Genomic DNA, 14,460 nt, shown 5'->3' on the forward strand with positions numbered 1-14,460 from the left:
GAACGGGCTCTTCGCCCCCGAAGACGGCGAGTTCGTGCTCTCCACCTTCGACTCCATCACCAGCCCCCGCCGCGGCGGAGTGCGGTTCGTCGACCCGGAACGCGCCGCCTGGGCCCAAAAAATGCAGGACGACCCGCGCAGCACCGAGCAGATCAACGCGGACTCCCTCGTGCAACTGCTGACGATCGCCGGCGAAGCCGACCCCGGCCGGGTCTTCGGCGGACGCCGCCCGGCGGTGCGCGTGATCGTGACCGAGAAAGCCCTCACAGCCGAACCCGGCGAGCCGGGTGCCGCCGAACCCGCCGCTCACGGGCAGATCGAAGGCAACCCGGTCCCCATCTCGCAGGAAACCATCGACCGGTTGCTCTGCGACACCGGCACCCGCGGCATCAAGTTCGACGACATCGGCCAAATCATCAACGTCGGCCGTGACGAACGACTCTTCACCGAGCACCAGCGCGCCGCGATGGGAGTGCGCGACGGCGGATGCCGGTGGGTCGACTGCGACAGGCCACCGNTTGCAAGACAACGGCGACACCGACCTCGCCGACGGGGTACTCCTCTGCCACCCCCACCACCTCCTGCTACACAACCAGCACTGGACGATCACCCGCACCGGAACGCAGTACTGGCTTAGGCCACCGGTGGAGAACGACCCGACGCAGACGCTGATCACGCTGCCGAGCAAGCGGGCAGCGCTGGAGCGGTGGTCTCGACGGGCTCGCCCGCGACGCGGGATAAGCGTGGGTTCCGCGACTTCTGAGGGAGCGGTCCGTGGTTCCTGAGCGAGCGTTCCGTGACTCTCGTGACTCTCGTGACTCCCGTGTCTCCTCGTCACAGGTCGAGCTGCGACTCTCTCCCGAACGAATTCGATGGAGATTCTGCTCGAAACTGTCCCAGGAAACCCAAAAATGTGTTTTCAGACCAGAATCTGCGTCAAATCGGTCTACCACCGGGCCCGGAGCTGCAGAGGCGGTAGCGGTGTTCTCCGCGTTGCACGCGATTCCCGAGGGGCCGGGGCGCAGCAACCTCGCTGCCTCCGGATTCGAACGGGGGAAGGTCTTGGTGGCAGCCCTTCCCCGGCCATCCTCTGTGAGCACCGCGGTCTCGAGTCGTTGCGGTGGGGTCCGACGACGTGCTCCCAGACCCGACCGGCCGCCGCGGGCACCGACGTCCACGTGATCCCGTCGCGCTCCGCAGCTGATCTGCGTGCCCATCGGATGGCGGCGGTCCCGTCCCGGTGGGGCTCAATGGTTATCGCTGACCTGTCGGTGGTGCGGGTGACCGGTGCGACCACGGCATAGCGACGCCGATCTTCGTCGGAGAGCAGCTGTGGGCCAGTGTGGGCAAACGGCGCGACAAAGCCTTCAGATCGTGTCACCGATCAGTCCGCGACCCGAGTGTTCGCACGGACTCTGACAGTTGTGCCCCCAGGCAGATTCGAACTGCCGCCCCTGCCTCCGGAGGGCAGTGCTCTATCCCCTGAGCTATGGGGGCCAGGGAAAACACTAGGTTATCAGCATCCGGGCAGGCGATGTTCCGCATCGAGTTCGACGGATGCGGTCGAGCTCGCCCGGCACACCACCCGAACTCGACCGGTAGTGCCGAATTCGGCAGGTTCGGGCAGGTTCAGGTGGGTTCCGCCGCGCGGTTCGCCCGGGCGTGTTACTGCAGGTTCGCGATCGCCGCGGAAACGAGTGACTCGGCGTCGCCCGGCTCGACGAACTCGCTCGAGCCCACCGTGATCCAGTAGGTGGAGGTGAAGACCTGAGCCACACCAGTCCCGCCGGCAGCCGAAAAATAGCCCTCGACGTCGGGCGGCGTGCCATATGTGGGAACGATCTTGCTGGAGCTGATGGCCTCGTTCTTCAGCTGCGACAGCAGCACGTCGTTGGGCTGGGTCACCGAGACCTCGATCGTTCCGTCGCTGGATTGATTGAGCAGTCCGCAATTCAGCCCCTGGTACTCTGCCGCCATCTGACCCGCGGCGATGGTCGGCTCGAAACCGGGGGCCGTGCCGTAGCTCGGGTTGAAGGCGTAGACGTCGTCGAGGGTGAGCACCTGGTCGCAGGTAAGTGTGACCGGGGTGCCTGCTGCCGTGGGGGTGGGTGTCGGCGTCGCGGTGGGCCCCGGTGTCTGCGTCGCGTTCGACGTCGACCCGGGAGTGGCTGATGGCGACGCTGCCGACGGGCTGCTGTCCGGGGTGGAACCCGAACCGCAGGCAGCCAGCGCCACGACGGCGACCGTGCCGGTGGCAAGGAGAAGGGTGGTGCGCAGGAGCCGTCCGCGCGGGAGTCTGGGCGAGAGGGAGTGAGTCACGCTTGACCTTACCAAGAGGGTTGTCTGTGACCGGGCCGGTAAGCTTGCTTGTCGTGACTCCCGCTGAGCTTTCCCAATCCCTGTTCGACCTCATCCTCCAGTTGAGCGAGCGTCGACGCGAGGCCGGAATCGACGTGACCGACGTCAAACTGACCGGGGCGGATGTCACCCTCGAGCGTCCGAGAAACCGCGACCACGGTGATTGGGCCTCCAGCGTCGCGATGAAGATTGCCAAGCCACTAGGCTCCAACCCGCGCGAGGTGGCCGCCGAACTGGCTGCCGGCCTGGAACAGCTTCCCGACGTGGCCTCGGTGGACGTCGCCGGACCCGGCTTCATCAACATCCGTCTCGAGGCCGCCGCCGCCGGCGCCCTCGCCAAGACCATCGTCGATGCGGGCCCCGCTTACGGCACCGGGCACCTCTACGACGGCCTCAAGATCAACCTCGAGTTCGTGTCCGCCAACCCCACCGGCCCCATCCACATGGGCGGCGTGCGCTGGGCGGCCGTGGGTGACAGCCTGGCCCGGGTGCTGCAGGCGGAGGGCGCCGACGTCACCCGCGAGTACTACTTCAACGACCACGGCTCGCAGATCGACCGCTTCGCCCGCAGCGTGCTCGCCGGCTACCTCGGCGAGCCCACCCCCGAAGACGGTTACGGCGGCGCCTACATCGGAGACATCGCCGACCGGGTCGTGGCCAGCCACGAAGGCGACATCGCGGTGCTGGCCCGCGACGAGCAGCAGGAAGTCTTCCGCAGCGTCGGCGTCGATTTGATGTTCACCGAGATCAAGGAGAAGCTGCACGGCTTCGGCGTGGATTTCGACGTGTACTTCCACGAAGATTCCCTGCACGAGTCCGGCGCCGTCAACCGGGCCATCGAACGGCTGCGCGAACAGGGCCACATCTTCGAAGAAGACGGGGCCATCTGGCTGCGCACGACCACGTTCGGCGATGACCGCGACCGCGTCATCATCCGTTCCAACGGCGAACCGGCCTACATCTCCGGTGACCTCGGCTACTACCTCGACAAGCGTGAGCGCGGTTTCGACCAGAACCTGATCATGCTCGGCGCCGACCACCATGGCTATGTCGGCCGCATGATGGCCATGGTCGAGGCGTTCGGCGACGTGCCCGGCGTGAACCTGCAGATCCTGATCGGCCAGATGGTCAACCTGCTGCGCAATGGCGAACCGGTGCGGATGAGTAAGCGCGCCGGAACGATCGTCACCCTCGACGACCTCGTCGACGCCGTCGGCGTGGACGCCGGCCGCTACTCCCTGGTGCGCTCCAGCAGCGACACCCAGCTCGACATCGACCTCGACCTGCTCGGCAAGCGCACCAACGAGAACCCGGTCTTCTACGTGCAGTATGCGCATGCCCGTACCTGCTCGGTCGCCCGCAACGCGGCCACCGCGGGGGTGGAACGCACCGCATTCGCCCCGGAGCTGCTCACCCACGACAGCGAATCGGCCCTGCTCGGCGTGTTGCAGGAATACCCGCGCGTCGTCGCGCAGGCCGCCGAACTGCGCGAGCCCCACCGTATCGCCCGCTACATCGAAGAGGTTGCCGGCTACTACCACCGCTGGTACGACAGCTGCCGGGTGATCCCGCTCGGCGACGAACCGATCACCGACCGGCACCGCACCCGGCTCTGGCTCAACGACGCCACCGGCCAGGTCATCCGCAACGGCCTCGGCCTGCTCGGCGTCTCCGCACCGGAACGCATGTAGGCATGGACGCGTCCGCCAGGAAATCCCGTCGTCGCGGGCTCGGGGCGTTCATCGTCGCGGGTCTGGTCGTGGTCGGGCTCGTCGCTGCCTTCTTCTTCGTCGACGGGGGACTGCGCAGCTACGCCGAGGGCCAGATCGAGCGGGAGATCGCCTCGAACCTGCCCGACACCGTGACCGGGGACGTGGCCGTCTCCATCGGAGGCCTGTCGGTCATCGCGCAGTACCTCGGCGGCAGCTTCGACCGGGTGGCCCTGGAATCAGGCACCCTGACCGTGGACGGCGTGCAGGCATCCGTGCACGTCGTGGCGACGGATGTCCCGCTTGACCAATCCCAGCCCGTCGGCGACGTGCGCGGCATCATCGACCTCGAACCCGACGCCCTCAACACCCTGCTGAGCCAGTCTCTGCCGAGCAATGTCCCCGATGCCGGCGTCGAACTCGGGCAGGACGAGATCAGCTACAGCGGCAGCCTGGAGGTGCTCGGCTTCCCGATCGGCTACCGCGCCTCGGCGACGCCGAGCGTGGACGCCGACGCACTGCTGCTCACGCCGAGCGGTGCCAGCGTCACCTCAGGCGGCGGCAGCATCGACGCCGGCAACCTGCTGTCTCGTGTTTTGGGGGAGGAACCGCTCCGCATCTGCGTGGCCCAGTACCTCCCCGAGGGGGTCACCCTTGCCGGAGTGAACGTGACCTCGGATCGAGCGCGACTCACGCTGCAGTCGAGCACGTTGACGCTGAGCCGCCAGTCGCTGACAACCCTCGGCAGCTGCGGAGCAGGCTGAGCCGTGAGCGGCACGCCGCGCCGCTCGCGGACCGTTCGAACCGCGACCAAACCGGGGCCTGACAGGGTGACCGCGGGGTCGTAGGCTGGAAGGTACCGCCGGTCGCGCATTCGCTTGTCCGAGGAGGCTCCATGACTGTCCTGCGCATTCAACACCCCGTGCCCGACTATGACCGCTGGAAACGCGCCTTCGACCTGGACCCGGCCGACCGCCGCGGATCCGGGGTGATCCGCTACACGATCCTCCGCTCGGTGACTAATCCGAACTTCGTCATGGTCGACCTGGAATTGGGCTCCGTCCGGGAGGCGGAGAAGATGCTCCTCAAGATGCGGCGCATCTGGACTAGCAGCGGCTCGTCGGTCATGATCGACCCGGAGGCGTGGATCGTCGACGTGGCCGAAACCGCCGCGCTGGTCTGATCGCGGCCCGCCCCGCTGCTCAGCCCGCGCCTCTCGCCACGCAGCGGGACGTAACGCGATTCGGCGCGCACCGGCGGCGTTCGCTACACTCGGGACAGGTCTCCGGTCGCAGCCGACGGCATCCTTTCACTGGCTTCAGGGACCAATCCGGGTTCGCTCGCCACTCAGTGAGACACCCACTCGACATTTCCCGTGAGGTTTTCACCCGTGGCCACCAACCCGCTCGCCCCCGACTGGCTTTGCCTGCCCGACGACGCCAATGCGCTTGCCGACGGCCTCTGGCCGGCCACCATCGACCGCACCCCGCAGGGTGAACTCCTCATCGGCGGCTGCACCGCCTCCACCCTGGCCGCCGAATACGGCACTCCTCTATATCTGGTCGACGAAACGGATGCCCGCGCCCGCGCGGCCTCGCTCCGCACCGTCTTCGAGGCCGAGTTCGCCCGCATCGGCACGAGCGTGCACATCTACTACGCCGGCAAGGCGTTCCTGTCCACCGAGATCGCCCGTTGGATGCTTGCCGAAGGCCTCAACATCGACGTCTGCAGCGGCGGCGAACTCGCCGTGGCGCTGGCGGCCGGCAGCCCGCCGAACCGGCTCGGCTATCACGGCAACAACAAGTCCCTGGCCGAGATCGACGAGGCCTGCCGCGTCGGCGTCGGCACCATCGTGATCGACAGCCTGGTCGAAATCGGGCGCGTCGCCGCGGCCGCCGCCCGGCACGGCATCGTGCAGGCCGTTCGGCTGCGCGTGAACAGCGGCGTGCACGCACACACCCACGCATTCCTCGCCACGGCGCACGAAGACCAGAAATTCGGCGTGACGCTCGATGACGCCGCGGCGCTGGTGGGCCTCATCCGGGCCGAGCCGGGCCTAAGCTTCCGCGGCCTGCACTGCCACATCGGCTCGCAGATCTTCGGCGCCGACGGCTTCGCCGAATCCGCGTCGCGCCTCCTCGCCGTGCACGCCGCCCTGCTCGCAGGCGGCCCCGTCCCCGAGCTGAACCTCGGCGGCGGCTTCGGCATCGCCTACACGCTGGCCGACACCCCCACCCCGATCGGTGAGCTCGCGGCCAGCCTGGCCGACATCGTTGCCGCGCAGTGCAGCGCCCTCGGCATCCCGGTGCCCGTGGTCGCCTTCGAGCCGGGACGTTACATCATCGGCCCGGCCGGAATCACCCTCTACGAGGTCGGAACCACCAAGTCCGTCGACGTGGCCGGCAACCCGCGCCTCTATGTCAGTGTCGACGGAGGCATGAGCGACAACGCCCGCCCCGCCCTCTACGGCGCCGACTACACCGTGCGGCTCGCCGGCCGCGTGTCGGCGGCCGACCCGGTGCTGGTGCGCCTCGCCGGCAAGCACTGCGAGAGCGGCGACATCGTCGTCGACGCGGACTATCTCCCCGGCGACGTGGCCCCGGGCGACCTGGTGGCCGTCGCGGCCACCGGCGCCTACTGCTGGTCGCTGTCGAACAACTACAACTTCCTCGGCCGGCCGGCCGTGGTCGCGGTGGCCGACGGCATCCCGCGGATGCTGGTGCGCGGCGAGACCATCGCCGACCTGCTCGCCCGCGACACCGGGGTCTCGGTCTCGACCGGCTCGATCCCCGGCTCGAATCCCGGCTCGACCACCGGCTCGACCGATCTACCGAAGGAACCCGCCCGATGATCGAATACCGCAATCTGCGCGTCGCACTGCTGGGCGGCGGCTCCGTCGGCGCCCAGGTCGCCCGGCTGCTGCTCGAAAACAGTGAAGAACTCGCCAACCGGGTCGGTGCCAGCCTCGAGCTCGTCGGCATCCTGGTGCGCGACATCGACGCCGAGCGCACCGTCGACCTGCCCCGCGAGCTGTTCACCACCGACGCCGAGACCCTGATCCTCGGCGCCGATGTCGTGATCGAGTTGATGGGCGGCATCGAGCCCGCTCGCTCATACATTCTGATGGCGATCAACTCGGGGGCGGATGTCGTCACCGCCAACAAGGCGTTGCTGGCCACCCACGGGCCAGAACTCTTCGCCGCCGCCGACCAGGTCGGCGCACAGCTCAAGTACGAGGCGGCCGTGGCCGGTGCGATCCCGATCGTTCGGCCGCTCGGCGAGAGTCTCGGTGGCGACCAGGTCAACCGCATCCTCGGCATCGTGAACGGCACCACCAACTTCATCCTCGACCGGATGGACACTGAGGGGGACACCCTCGAGGAGGCTCTCGCCCTGGCCACCGACCTCGGCTACGCCGAGGCCGACCCGACCGCCGACATCGGCGGGTACGACGCGGCGCAGAAGGCGGCCATTCTGGCCAGCCTCGCCTTCCACACGACCGTGCCGCTCGCATCCGTCTACCGCGAGGGCATCACCGCCATCACGCCCGCGCAGATCGACTCGGCCCGCAAGGCCGGCTACGTCGTGAAGTTGCTCGCCATCTGCGAACGCCTCGTCGACGCCGAAAGCGGCCAGCAGGGCGTCTCCGCCCGGGTCTACCCGGCCATGGTTCACCGCAGCCACCCGCTCGCCTCCGTGCACGGCGCCAACAACGCGGTCTTTGTCGAAGCCGAGTCGGCCGGAAGCCTGATGTTCTACGGCGCCGGCGCCGGGGGCGTGGAGACGGCGTCCGCCGTGCTCGGCGACCTGGTGTCACTGGCCCGCCGCCACATCGCCGGTGGCCCCGGCGTTCCCGCGTCCCAGCACGCCGACCTGCCGGTCTTCGACATCGGCCAGATCGTCACGCGCTACGCCGTGACCCTGGAAGTCACCGACGAGCCCGGCGTTCTCGCCACGCTCGCCAGCGTGTTCAGCGACCACGGCGTGTCCCTGGCCTTGGTCGAGCAGTCGATGACGCCGGCGCAGCCGGGCACCGCGAGTCGCTCCGCCGTCTCTGCCACGGCTACCCTAGTCATCGGAACGCACGAGGCCACGGAGGCCGCCCTGGCGGCCACCGTGACAGACCTCGCCGCGAACAGATTTGTCACCAATGTCGCATCCGTTTTGAGAGTTGAAGGAGCCTGATGTCCAGCGAACGAGAGACTCTGCCGAAACCAGCCGCGAAGACGGCTTCCCGGCAGTGGCGCGGCGTGCTGCGCGAGTACGCGGACCGCCTCAACATCACGGATGCGACGCCGATCATCACGCTCGGCGAGGGGGGCACCCCGCTGATTCCGGCTCCGGCGCTCTCCGTTCGCACGGGCGCGAAGGTCTGGATCAAGTACGAGGGCATGAACCCGACCGGTTCCTTCAAGGACCGCGGCATGACCATGGCCATCTCCAAGGCCGTCGAAGACGGTGCCCAGGCCGTCATCTGCGCGTCCACCGGCAACACCTCCGCGTCGGCCGCCGCCTACGCGACCCACGCCGGAATCCAGGCCGTCGTGCTGGTGCCCGAGGGCAAGATCGCCATGGGCAAGCTCAGCCAGGCCATCGCGCACAACGCGCAGCTGCTGCAGGTGCAGGGCAATTTCGACGACTGCCTCGACATCGCCCGCGACCTCTCCGCGAATTACCCCGTGCACCTGGTCAACTCGGTCAACCCCGACCGGATCGAGGGCCAGAAGACGGCCGCCTTCGAGGTCGTCGAGGTGCTGGAAGACGCGCCGGACATCCACATCGTCCCCGTCGGCAACGCCGGCAACTACACCGCCTACACACGCGGGTACACCGAAGAGCTCGAGCGCGGCGCCACTACGAAGCTGCCGCGCATGTTCGGGTTCCAGGCTGCCGGCAGCGCCCCGATCGTGCTCGGCCACCGCGTCGACCACCCGGAGACCATCGCCAGCGCCATCCGCATCGGCAACCCGGCCTCCTGGGACCTCGCCCTCGCCGCGCGCACCCTGACCGACGGCTACTTCGGCGCGATCAGCGACGACAAGATCCTCGAGGCCTACCGCATCCTGTCGGCCGAGGTCGGCATCTTCGTCGAACCGGCCTCCGCGATCAGCGTCGCCGGCCTGCTCGAACGCGCCGAAGCCGGGCTCATCCCGGCCGGCTCCACCGTGGTTCTCACGGTCACCGGCCACGGTCTGAAGGACCCGCAGTGGGCGCTCCGCACCGCGGACGGCTCCGACGTCAAACCGACCATCGTGCCTGTCGACACCGCCGAAATCGCCAGCGTCCTCGGGCTGGTCCAGAAATGACCATCGCCGAGGCCCTCTCGGGCAAGTCGGTGCTCTCGGGCCGTTCCGTCACCGTGCAGGTGCCGGCGACCACGGCCAACCTCGGCCCCGGCTTCGACACCCTGGGTCTGGCCCTGGCGCACCACGACCACCTCGAGGTCTCCGTTCGCGATGAGCCGGGCGTCACGGTCGAGGTGCACGGCGTCGGTGAAGGCGTGGTGCCCACCGATGAGACCAACCTTGTCGTGCGCGCCCTCATCCACACCTTCGCCGCCTACGGCCAGGAACTGCCCGGACTGAACCTCGTTGCCCACAACGAGATCCCGCACGGCCGCGGCATGGGCTCGTCCGGCGCCGCCATCGTCGCCGGGATCATGGCCGCGAAGGGCCTGCTCGAGGGCATCGTCGACATCGATGCGGAGGCGCTCCTGGCCCTCGCGACTGAGATGGAGGGGCACCCCGACAATGTGGCGCCGGCACTGTTCGGGGGTCTCACGATCGCGTGGATGACACCCGACGGACCGCGCCACAAGAAGCTGATGGTGCACCGCGGCGTCAAGCCGCTCGTGTTCGTTCCGGAGCACGCCATGTCCACGGCGCTCGCCCGCAGCCTGCAGCCCGAGAGCGTGCCGCACGAAGACGCCGTCTTCAACCTGTCGCGCTCGGCCCTCCTGATCGCCGCCCTGATCCAGAGCCCCGAGCTGCTCCTCGCGGCCACCGAGGACAAACTGCACCAGAGCTACCGTGCCGCCGCCATGCCGGAGACCAACCGGCTGATTACCCTGCTCCGGGAGCACGGCTTCGCCGCCGTCGTCTCCGGCGCCGGCCCATCGATCCTGGTGCTGGCCAGTGACCCAGGGCAGCGACTCGTCGCGGCCGAGCTCGTCGCCGCCGAGTCCGAAACGCCCTGGCAGGCGCTGATGCTGGCCGTCGACGTGCTGGGCGCAACCGTCACCCGCACCGAGCGTTAGAGAGCCGAGTCCGAATCGATTGGGTGTGTCGCTCCCGGTCGGTCAGCCGGATGCACCGCCCGGGCGGTGTTCCTCGCCGTCGCAGTGCCCGCTCCGGTTGGACCCGGTAGCGGTGACTCATCGCTGACGGCTGTGAGGGCTCACTCATGTCACGGAGTAACTGAAAGCCGAGGACACGCCGTATCCGGGCGGTCCTCGGCGTTCTCACGTTCTGCTACAGTGAACGTGCACCCGATGGAACCGCGTAACGCCCGGCTCCCTTCTCCGGTGCATTCCCTGTAACTCACTGCTATCGCATCATCTATGCGTAGCTGTGTGTGTTCACTTCAATCCACATCACTTTGGGATTGGACCACCCGCAGCGCGTGAGACGCTGCAACAGCTTCCCTGGCCAGCACGCATGACGCCAGGGGAAAGGACAATTTTCGTGACTGACGTCAACCTCCTCACCCCCGGTGCGGATTCCTCGCACCTCACCACCCTTCGCGTCGCCGAGCTTCTGGCTCTGGCGATCGAGCTGGGTATCCCGGGTGCATCCAAGCTTCGCAAGGGAGAGCTCGTAGGAGCAATCACCGCCGAGCAGGCCAAGAGCGCATCCTCGGGTGTCTCCGCCGAGGCCACGCCCGCCGACACCACGCCCGCCGACACCACGGCCGCCGACACCACGGCCGCCGATCCCGTCGAAGAGGCGACTCCCACGGCCGACGCTGCGACCGACGCGGCCTCGACCACCGACGTTGCTGCCAACGTCACCGGCGCCGCGCCGCGCAAGCGCGTGTCCCGCCGCGCCTCCACCGCGACCGCGGCTCCCGCCGTGGCACACGTCAACGCTGACGGCGACCTGGGCATCGGCATGATCGTTCCGGATGACGCCGCGACCCTCCGCCGCACGACCGCCCCCACCACCTATGCCGGCGCCGTGCCGGAGTCACCCGCGACCGAGACCGTAGCCCCGGCCACGAAGCCGGTCCGCCAGGCTCGCAAGCGTGCCACGTCGGTCACTGTGAAGGCGGCCGCCGAAGCGGCCGCCACCCCCATCGTGGACACCGAGGCCCCCACCGTTGAGACTGAAACAATCACCGAGGCTGCCGCCGAGACCGCAGTCGTGGCCGAGGAGACCCCCGCCATCACCGAGTCGGCGCCCGAGGCCACCGGTTCCGGCCGGTCGCGTCGCGGTAGCTCACGCGGTGGCCGCAACGGCGGTGCCCGCAACAGCATCGACGCCCGCAACAACGCCGACGAGCTCGGCACCGAGACCGGCACCGAGACCGGAACCGAGCAGCACGCCCGGGTCGAGAACGCCGTCACCGATCAGGCCGAATCGACCGAGCAGGGCGAGCACGCCGGTCAGGGCGAACTGTCCGAGCAGACGGAACAGCCCCGACAGGGCCGCAACCGCAACCGCAGCCGCGGGGGCGACCGCACGCAGGGCGCCGAGCGCGGCGAGGAGACCGCCCGCCAGCAACGCCAGACCGGCAACCGCGGCCAGGGCCAGAGCCAGGACAATCAGAATCAGGACCGCAACCAGGGTCAGGATCGAAACCAGGGTCAGGACCGCCAGGCCCCGCAGAGCCAGGATCGCGCCCAGGACCGTCAGGACCGCCAAGAGCGCCAGGGTCAGGACCGCCAGGACCGCAACCAGGGCCAAGAGCGTCAGGGCCAAGAGCGTCAGGGTCAGGATCGTCAGGGTCAGGACCGCAACGCCGGTCCCGACCGCGCCGGACTCGAAGACGACCTGAACGGCCGGAGCAACCGCAACCGTTTCCGTGACCGCAAGCGTCGCGGCGTCACCACCGGCGACGACTTCGAGCCGGAGCTGAACGACGACGACGTGCTGATCCCCGTCGCCGGCATCCTCGACGTCCTCGACAACTACGCGTTCGTGCGCACCTCCGGCTACCTGCCGGGTGCCAGCGACGTCTACGTCTCGCTCGGCCAGGTCAAGAAGTACAACCTGCGCAAGGGAGACGCCGTCGTCGGCTCCATCCGCCAGCCCCACGAAGGCGATCAGAGCGGACGCCAGAAGTACAACGCGATCGTCAAGGTCGACTCCATCAACGGCCTGACCGTCGAAGAGGCCGCGAACCGCGTCGAGTTCCAGAAGCTCACCCCGCTGTACCCGACGGAGCGGCTGCGCCTCGAAACCGAGCCGGGCAAGCTGACGCAGCGGATCATCGACCTGGTCGCCCCGATCGGTAAAGGACAGCGCGGCCTGATCGTCGCACCGCCTAAGGCCGGCAAGACCATCGTCATGCAGCAGATCGCCAACGCCATCGCCACGAACAACCCCGAGGTCCACCTCATGGTCGTCCTGGTCGATGAGCGTCCCGAAGAGGTCACCGACATGCAGCGCACGGTGAAGGGTGAGGTCATTGCCTCCACCTTCGACCGTCCCGCCGAAGACCACACCACGGTCGCCGAGCTCGCCATCGAGCGTGCCAAGCGTCTCGTCGAACTGGGCCACGACGTCGTTGTGCTGCTCGACTCGATCACTCGCCTGGGCCGCGCCTACAATCTGACGGCCCCGCCGTCGGGCCGGATCCTCTCCGGCGGCGTCGACGCGTCCGCGCTGTACCCGCCGAAGCGTTTCTTCGGAGCGGCGCGCAACATTGAGAACGGTGGCTCGCTCACCATCCTCGCCTCCGCCCTGGTGGAGACCGGATCCAAGATGGACGAGGTTATCTTCGAGGAGTTCAAGGGCACGGGCAACATGGAGCTCCGCCTGTCGCGCCACCTGGCCGATAAGCGCATCTTCCCCGCGGTGGATGTCAACGCATCCGGAACCCGTCGTGAAGAAATGCTGATGAGCGCGGACGAAGTCAAGATCACTTGGAAACTGCGACGCGCCCTCGCCGGGCTCGAACAGCAGCAGGCACTGGAGGTCATCCTCGGTCGCCTCAAGGAGACCACGTCCAACGTCGAGTTCTTGATGCAGGTTCAGAAGTCGATGCCGACCCTCGGTGGGTCAGACAAGGATCACTGATGTTCGAGTCTGTCCTGACTCTGCTGGCTGAGCACGATGAGCTCCAGTCTCAGCTGGCGGATCCCGAGCTGCACGCGAACCCGGCCCGATCGAAGAAGGTCAACCGTCGTTATGCCGAGCTCAGCCGCATCATCGCGGCCTGGCACGAGTGGAAAGAGATCGGCGAGAACCTCGATGCCGCGCGGGAACTCGCGGACGAGGACGCCGACTTCGCCGCGGAGATCCCCGGTCTGGTGGAGCAGCTGGAAAACGCGGCCGAAAAGCTGCGGCGCCTGCTGATTCCGCGCGACCCGCTCGACGTCCGTGACGTGATCATGGAGATCAAGATGGGGGAGGGCGGTGCGGAATCCGCACTGTTCGCCGCCGACTTGCTCCGCATGTACCTGCACTATGCGGAGTCGAAGCGCTGGAAAACCGAGATCATCGAGCAGACCACGAGCGACCTCGGCGGCATCAAAGACATCCAGCTCGCCATCAAGGGTAACGCGAGTGACCCTGCCGAGGGCGTCTGGGCGCACCTCAAGTACGAGGGAGGCGTGCACCGCGTTCAGCGAGTGCCGGCCACCGAGTCGCAGGGACGCATCCACACCTCCGCCGCCGGCGTGCTCGTCTTCCCTGAGGTCGACGAGCCCGAAGAGGTCGAGATCAGTGCGAACGACCTCAAGATCGACGTGTACCGGTCGAGCGGCCCCGGCGGCCAGTCCGTGAACACGACCGACTCCGCCGTGCGCATCACCCACCTTCCGACCGGCATCGTCGTGGCCATGCAGAACGAGAAGAGCCAGCTGCAGAACAAGGAAGCCGGCATGCGCGTTCTGCGTGCCCGCGTTCTGGCCCGGCAGCAGGAAGAAATCGACGCCGCCGCCTCCCTCGTGCGCAAGGGCCAGATCCGCACCATGGACCGGTCCGAGCGCATCCGCACGTACAACTTCCCGGAGAACCGGATCGCGGACCACCGCACCGGCTACAAGGCCTACAACCTGGACACGGTCATGAACGGCGCCCTCGACGCCGTGATCGACTCCTGCATCACGGCCGACGAAGCCACCCGGCTGGCCGAGATCGGTGATCACGACTGACCAACCCTGCACGCAGCGGTTGCCCAGCCGCCGGTCTCTCGTAGTCTGAAGAGAACGGCGGCTGGGCTTTTCGCA

Annotated in this window: 11 protein-coding genes and 1 tRNA gene; 10 read left to right on the top strand and 2 right to left on the bottom strand. The window is 68.0% G+C overall.

Translation table 11 applies throughout. The features are described from left to right. Positions 1-637, top strand: a 637-nt coding sequence (locus E3O62_RS03580; RefSeq protein WP_134397569.1) for a DUF222 domain-containing protein, incomplete at its 5' end; no start/stop codon positions are given. 788 nt (positions 638-1,425) lie between these two features. Here the strand turns inward: E3O62_RS03580 and E3O62_RS03585 are convergent. Together E3O62_RS03585 and E3O62_RS03590 are read right to left on the bottom strand one after the other, a co-directional pair. Beyond that, positions 1,426-1,497, bottom strand: a tRNA-Arg gene (locus tag E3O62_RS03585). 168 nt (positions 1,498-1,665) lie between these two features. Next, a complete protein-coding gene (locus tag E3O62_RS03590; RefSeq protein WP_134397570.1) occupies positions 1,666-2,319 on the bottom strand; it encodes an iron ABC transporter ATP-binding protein in 654 nt (217 codons plus the stop codon). Positions 2,320-2,372: 53 nt separating this feature from the next. Between E3O62_RS03590 and argS the strand changes: the two genes are divergently transcribed. The 9 genes from argS (at position 2,373) to prfA (ending at position 14,385) form a co-directional block, all read left to right on the top strand. Then, positions 2,373-4,049, top strand: a complete 1,677-nt coding sequence (gene argS, locus E3O62_RS03595) for an arginine--tRNA ligase (protein ID WP_134397571.1) — start codon at positions 2,373-2,375, stop codon at positions 4,047-4,049. A 2-nt stretch (positions 4,050-4,051) separates the two neighbouring features. Then, positions 4,052-4,831 carry a DUF2993 domain-containing protein gene (locus E3O62_RS03600; RefSeq protein WP_134395756.1) on the top strand — a complete coding sequence of 260 codons (780 nt, stop codon included), beginning with the start codon at positions 4,052-4,054 and terminating at the stop codon, positions 4,829-4,831. 131 nt (positions 4,832-4,962) lie between these two features. Further along, complete coding sequence (locus E3O62_RS03605; RefSeq protein WP_134395754.1) at positions 4,963-5,250, top strand: hypothetical protein; 288 nt, start codon at positions 4,963-4,965, stop codon at positions 5,248-5,250. A gap of 207 nt (positions 5,251-5,457) precedes the next feature. Further along, positions 5,458-6,918, top strand: a complete 1,461-nt coding sequence (gene lysA / locus E3O62_RS03610) for a diaminopimelate decarboxylase (RefSeq protein ID WP_134397572.1) — start codon at positions 5,458-5,460, stop codon at positions 6,916-6,918. After that, positions 6,915-8,252, top strand: coding sequence for a homoserine dehydrogenase (locus E3O62_RS03615; RefSeq protein WP_134397573.1), 1,338 nt, complete (start codon positions 6,915-6,917; stop codon positions 8,250-8,252). Before lysA ends, E3O62_RS03615 begins: the two co-directional genes overlap by 4 nt. Further along, positions 8,252-9,373 carry a threonine synthase gene (gene thrC, locus E3O62_RS03620; protein WP_134395748.1) on the top strand — a complete coding sequence of 374 codons (1,122 nt, stop codon included), beginning with the start codon at positions 8,252-8,254 and terminating at the stop codon, positions 9,371-9,373. Before E3O62_RS03615 ends, thrC begins: the two co-directional genes overlap by 1 nt. After that, positions 9,370-10,323 carry a homoserine kinase gene (gene thrB, locus E3O62_RS03625; RefSeq protein ID WP_134397574.1) on the top strand — a complete coding sequence of 318 codons (954 nt, stop codon included), beginning with the start codon at positions 9,370-9,372 and terminating at the stop codon, positions 10,321-10,323. The genes thrC and thrB overlap by 4 nt, the downstream gene beginning before the upstream one ends. Before the next feature lie 400 nt (positions 10,324-10,723). Next, positions 10,724-13,306: a transcription termination factor Rho gene (rho, locus tag E3O62_RS03630; protein ID WP_134397575.1), complete on the top strand. Its 2,583-nt coding sequence runs from the start codon at positions 10,724-10,726 to the stop codon at positions 13,304-13,306. Next, positions 13,306-14,385 carry a peptide chain release factor 1 gene (gene prfA, locus E3O62_RS03635; protein ID WP_134397576.1) on the top strand — a complete coding sequence of 360 codons (1,080 nt, stop codon included), beginning with the start codon at positions 13,306-13,308 and terminating at the stop codon, positions 14,383-14,385. Before rho ends, prfA begins: the two co-directional genes overlap by 1 nt. The last annotated feature ends 75 nt before the right edge of the window (positions 14,386-14,460 follow it).

Origin of the sequence: Cryobacterium sp. TMT2-15-1 (assembly GCF_004402345.1) — a bacterium.
Taxonomy (GTDB): Bacteria; Actinomycetota; Actinomycetes; order Actinomycetales; family Microbacteriaceae; genus Cryobacterium; species Cryobacterium sandaracinum.

What these genes read in the sequence shown, in the direction of transcription:
- rho (WP_134397575.1), top strand. Translation starts at nt 10,724, where the DNA reads ATGACGCCAGGGGAAAGGACAATTTTCGTGACTGACGTCAACCTCCTC.
- thrB (WP_134397574.1), top strand. Translation starts at nt 9,370, where the DNA reads ATGACCATCGCCGAGGCCCTCTCGGGCAAGTCGGTGCTCTCGGGCCGT.
- E3O62_RS03605 (WP_134395754.1), top strand. Translation starts at nt 4,963, where the DNA reads ATGACTGTCCTGCGCATTCAACACCCCGTGCCCGACTATGACCGCTGG.
- thrC (WP_134395748.1), top strand. Translation starts at nt 8,252, where the DNA reads ATGTCCAGCGAACGAGAGACTCTGCCGAAACCAGCCGCGAAGACGGCT.
- E3O62_RS03600 (WP_134395756.1), top strand. Translation starts at nt 4,052, where the DNA reads ATGGACGCGTCCGCCAGGAAATCCCGTCGTCGCGGGCTCGGGGCGTTC.
- E3O62_RS03615 (WP_134397573.1), top strand. Translation starts at nt 6,915, where the DNA reads ATGATCGAATACCGCAATCTGCGCGTCGCACTGCTGGGCGGCGGCTCC.
- prfA (WP_134397576.1), top strand. Translation starts at nt 13,306, where the DNA reads ATGTTCGAGTCTGTCCTGACTCTGCTGGCTGAGCACGATGAGCTCCAG.